This window comes from Leisingera sp. F5, assembly GCF_001593695.1.
Genome location: NZ_LUKH01000158.1, coordinates 1 through 4,683, shown reverse-complemented (window position 1 = coordinate 4,683; position 4,683 = coordinate 1). Strand labels below are relative to the sequence as shown.

The following is a 4,683-nucleotide window of genomic DNA, read 5'->3' as shown; positions in this document are numbered from 1 at the left end:
ACTGGTCGCCCGGCTGAAAGCTTTCGGTCCAGGCGCCATCGGACAACACCACTTCGTGCTGATCGAACATAAAGTGGATATAGGTCACCTCGGTGGTCTCCACCGCGTCAACGCCCGCCAGCCCGGTCAGATGCTTGGCAGCCACCAGTACCTCGCGGTCCTCAAAATACAGCGCCGTCTTGTCGTTGGCGACCAGCACCCGGTGGTTGGGACTGACCATCATGTCGCGCTCGGGCAGGCCATTGCCCAGGGCGCCCTGGCGGATCAGCACCGGCTGCAGATGCGCGGCACTGTTCAACTCCCGGCCCTCCAGCGTGCGTGTCCCGATCCAGCGGATTTCCTGAATGCCGTTGTCGCGGGTGATCACCCGGTCGCCAGCCTGCAGGTCTTCGACCTGGCGTTCACCCAGCGGGGTGGCGATCAGCGTGCCGGGCGTGAAGCAGGGAATGATCTGCTCAATCTCGCCAAACGTCATGGAGCCGGTCACTGCCCCGTCGCCATCGAGGAAATTGACGGTGCCCGAGATGCTGTTGCCGTCTGCATCGACGGTGACACCGCTGAGTTCGAACGGACCGGTTCCGGTCAGGTCCAGCGTGTCGAAGTCGTCGCCGCCCGAGCCGCCGTCAACTTCGTCGCCGGCATTGCCGCCCAGGAAAGTATCGCGCCCGGCACCGCCCGACAGGGTATCGGCCCCCTGGCCTCCGGTGATCAGGTCATTGCCTGCCCCGCCGCGGACGATATCGTCATCAATACCGGCATCAATGGTGTCATGGCCCGAGCCGCCGGAAATGTCGTCGTCGTCGTCCTGGCCAAAGATCAGGTCATTGCCCGAACCGCCATCAATGGTGTCCATGCCGTTGGTCGGGTCCGGATCCGCCGGGCGGCCGTCACTGCCGTCATCTGTAATGTTCAACCCATCCGGGAAACCCGGGTTCAACCCGCCATAGATGGTGTCGCTGCCGCCGCCGCCCAGCAGACTGTCGGAGCCTTCACCGCCGGTCAGAACGTCTGCATTGGAGCCGCCGTCGATAGTGTCATCGTCGATGCCGCCATCAATCACGTCCATGCCCGAGCCGCCGTCGATCAGGTCGGCGTCATCCCCAGTAGAGATGGTGTCATTGCCGGCGCCGCCCAGAACGGTATCGCGGTCGTCGAACGGATCAGCATCCGCCGGGATGAAGGGAATGTCGGGGTCAGTGCCGGTGTAGCCCGGAAAGCCGCGGTCCGGCAGCGGAATGCCGCTGTCCTTGGACGTGTCGATCACATCATCGCCGTCGCCGCCATCAACCGAATCGGAGCCATCGCCGCCGTCGATGGTGTCGTCGCCGCCGCCGCCAAGAATGGTGTCATCACCCTCGCCGCCGGTCAGGCTGTCGTCGCCCGGCACAACCGGGTCGGCCGGATCGGAAGAATAGTCGAAATGAGCATTGTCGAGCGTCGTGCCCGAGGTGCCCAGGTCAACGATCAGCTTGACGTCGTTGAAGTCCCTGTCGCCCAGGTTGCGAATATCCTCAAAGCCCAGCTGAACGGAGCCATCCGGGAATTCAAATATCCCTTTGGTGTGGTCCAGCCCGTCCGGGTTCAGATCTGCGTTGCCGCCATAGCCGGAAGAGTAAAATGTGCCATGCGGGCTGATGATGCCGACGCCGACAACCGCGCCTTCGGGCGCATCATAGCTATAGGTCTCGCCGACGTCCGCATTTGCATTCTGCGACAGCATCACAACGTTGCTGATCTCGCCGGTTGACGGATCGATGGTGTAGGCAAAGACCTTGTTCTGGAAGGCCGCGCTGGTCGAGGAAATGGTGATTTTGACAGGTTCATTTGCGCCGGAAACGCCATCGCCCAGGATCAGATCATCGCCGCTGCCGCCATCAACAGTATCATCGCCGGAGCCGGCATAGATGCTGTCGTTGCCGCTGCCTGCGATGATAACATCATCATCCGGCCCCGCCGCCGGGTCGGTGGCATCCGCGTTATCAACCATGTCGCCTTCCGGATCGCCGGTGTAGGCCGCATTGATCAGGTCATCCCCCGAGGTGCCCTCAACAATTCCGTTCAAGTCCGCATTCGGCATATCGGTACTCTTCGCCATCACTCTCTCCTCACCGGTCTGGCCCCAAGCCAATCGTTCGGGCCAGCCGGACAGCCGCACAGCCATGCGGAACTCCGCAGTCAAAACACCAGCCCAAGCGGAGAGAGGGCCAGAACGCGCAAACGCTCTGGAGTGCACGCCGGAACAGCGCACAGCCGATAAGCAAAAGCTCTCAGATCAGTGGTGTGCAGGCATCAGCAGCACAGGGACTTAAACTAAATTTTAGCAGTCCACCACAGTCCAGCAGCTCGCAGAACTCGCCCCCCAATGGGCTAGAACATGCATACGTTAGGCACCCCCGGCCACAAAGCCAAAAAATTGCCTAAAAATCCCCCCATTGCGTCATTCGGGCCAAGCGGGAGGGCATAAACCGGTGCTGGACTGGGTTGATTGTTTCGAAAATCAGATGCAATCAGCGGTTCAAACTTGCACATCCCGCACAAAATTCCCGCACCTGTTGCTTGAGCGGGGCGGATTTGATGCCAGATCCGAAACAAGGGCAAAATGCGGCGATACCGCCGGCTTTCCGCTCCCCCCGCAAGCTGCCGTGAGGGAAATGGCGTGGATTTGATTTCAATCCTTGCAGTTTGCAAAGTTTGTTTCTCAATGCGGCAGGAATGCCGGGCAGGTCTTTCGAATCAGGCTGCCTATGCCAAAGGCCGCCGCAACCGTGCGGGAAAGTAAATAACACTGAAGAGTTTATTCAATCCGCCGGCATTTGTCCGCTGACAGGCCTGCCCTTGATGCCATATCCGCCACCGCAACGCGCTCTTCACTGGGTACTGGCAGACAAATGCGAACCAGTCTCCACAAGGACAGTAACGCTGCCCTTTATGCCGCGCCGAGTTGGCGCCACTCGGCGAGAGCAGCGGAGCGATTAAGCTTGAAATTTTCTCGGGAGTAGAGGCTGCGCTCCGAATTGAACAGGTTGTAGACCGAGGCATGGACGGCGGCAAATTTCTGCAAACTACGCATTCGCCGGAAACGCAGCATCGCCCTCTCTCGTCGTCGGAACGGCAGGTGCGAATTCTCGGCCCGATTGTTCAGCCAGCGGCCGGTTTCCTGCAGACTTGAGGCACCTATTTCCTTCAATGCTGCACCGTAGGACCGGAACTTATCAGTCACGATAATCTGGGGCCGGCCATGGCGTTTCATTGATTTCCTTAAGAATTTCAGCGCCGCCTTCTTGTCACGCTTCCTTGTGACTAAGCTTTCCAGGACCTCACCTTCGTGGTCGACGGCCCGCCACAAGTAATGGCGTTCGCCATTGATCTTCACGAACATCTCGTCCAGGTGCCACTTCCAGCCCGAGTAGGAGCGAAGGTTTTCAACACGTTTCCTGCGGATCTCGGCCGCAAATTTCGGCCCGAAGCGCTGCCACCAGAACCGCACGGTTTCATGGCTCACTTCAATACCGCGCTCGTGCAGGAGATCCTCGACATTCCGAAGCGACAGCGGAAACCGGATATACATCATCACCGCCAGGCGGATGATCTCGGGGCTGGTTTTGAAGTACCGAAAGGGGCTGCGCTTGGTCATGGCCAAACGCTACGAAACCGCCCAACCCGCCTCAAGTTGTTTTCTTCTGACAGTGGCGTCTGGCTACACGTGTTGAGGTCCACGCCGCCGGTCTGGAACTCCTCCTGCCCGGCCACCTGCTGCGCCGCTTACGGCCGCAGCTTGGGCCGGGCGAAGCCGTGGAGCCAGATCCGGCAGACCCGTCACAGATGCGTCTTGTGCTTCCTGTACGAATGCACACCCGTGGCGGCAGGACCGAATTCACCGGCGCTCCGGCAGATTCCCTCCGGCCTGATCCTGTGCTGATCCGGGCCTTGCGTTGCGCCCACGCGATGCTCACTTTCGATCGCTTTGGATCCCCAGCCCTATCCACGGCGCCTGGCACGCCCTACCGCCGCCGCCTCATCCGCCTCGCTTTCCTGGCACCAGACATCCAGCGCGCCATTCTCGAGGGCCGCCAGCCTCCAAGTCTGACACTCGCCGCGCTTATGAAACACGACCTGCCACTTTACTGGCCGGAACAGCGCAGGGTCTGCGGCCTGCCAGCACCCGTCTGAACCGCATCCACTCCGCCCGCCTGCGCACCCCGGAACACCTGTTATGTCGAAAAAATCACCTGTTATTGCGCTTTAACAGGCCTGTTTTGACATTTAACAGGCCTGTTCTGTCGACAAACAGGAAACCGGGACAGGACCCTCGTAACAACCTGTTATCATGACGGAATTCCCGTACGCTCACGGCCAGATGCCCGTTCGAAGCCTGTTTTCAGGCTGAATCTGAAAGAAATTCTCTGTTAATGACCATACTCACCTGCCCCTCTGACATGCGGAGACCGGCGCACAAAGCGCGGCCTGAATGCGCCGGAGACGTGCGCAAGAAATTAGAAATGATTGGGAAAGACGCCTGAAAACCGGCCTGTTCCGGCAGGTTGCAACAGCAGCCGCAAAGTAGAGACAGTTCGCAAGGGTGGATGGCGGAGAGACAGGGATTCGAACCCTGGAGACGGTTTCCCGCCTACACACTTTCCAGGCGTGCGCCTTCGACCACTCGGCCACCTCTCCGTGAGGGGG

2 protein-coding genes and 1 tRNA gene are annotated in these 4,683 nt (G+C 59.9%); all 3 read right to left on the bottom strand.

Annotation, left to right across the window (positions count from 1 at the left end):
• A partial coding sequence (locus A2I95_RS26285) for a Hint domain-containing protein (RefSeq protein WP_291734658.1) occupies positions 1 to 2,095 on the bottom strand: 2,095 nt, incomplete at its 3' end.
• An 831-nt stretch (positions 2,096 to 2,926) separates the two neighbouring features.
• On the bottom strand, positions 2,927 to 3,634 hold the full coding sequence (locus A2I95_RS26280; RefSeq protein ID WP_027258759.1) for an IS6 family transposase: 708 nt from the start codon (positions 3,632 to 3,634) through the stop codon (positions 2,927 to 2,929).
• Positions 3,635 to 4,584: 950 nt separating this feature from the next.
• Positions 4,585 to 4,674: transfer RNA gene (locus A2I95_RS26275), tRNA-Ser, on the bottom strand.
• Positions 4,675 to 4,683 lie beyond the last annotated feature (9 nt).